This window comes from Bacillus sanguinis, from assembly GCF_018332475.1.
Taxonomy (GTDB): domain Bacteria; phylum Bacillota; class Bacilli; order Bacillales; family Bacillaceae_G; genus Bacillus_A; species Bacillus_A sanguinis.
Genome location: NZ_BOQB01000612.1, coordinates 1 through 223, shown reverse-complemented (window position 1 = coordinate 223; position 223 = coordinate 1). Strand labels below are relative to the sequence as shown.

The 223-nt window shown below is 27.4% G+C and carries 1 protein-coding gene; it reads right to left on the bottom strand.

The window, feature by feature from the left end:
* Positions 1-62 precede the first annotated feature (62 nt).
* Positions 63-223, bottom strand: a 161-nt coding sequence (locus KI369_RS28855) for a DUF4083 domain-containing protein (RefSeq protein WP_212959042.1), incomplete at its 5' end; no start/stop codon positions are given.

Sequence of the window (223 nt, the reverse complement as noted above, 5' to 3'; positions counted from 1 at the left end):
TTTTCACGTAATTCTTTTATATAATTAGCCATCCTCTTCCTCTTTTCATACGTCTTCTATCATTATTTCTTATCTTTTTCAAGCAATTCAATAATTCGATCTAGCTTCTTATTCATATTAATTTCATGCTGTTTTTTTGCAGCGCTGTTTAGAAATACTCTTCTAATAAACAAAGTAAATGATAGGAAAAACAAAACGATAAGTCCAATTACTAAACAAGTAT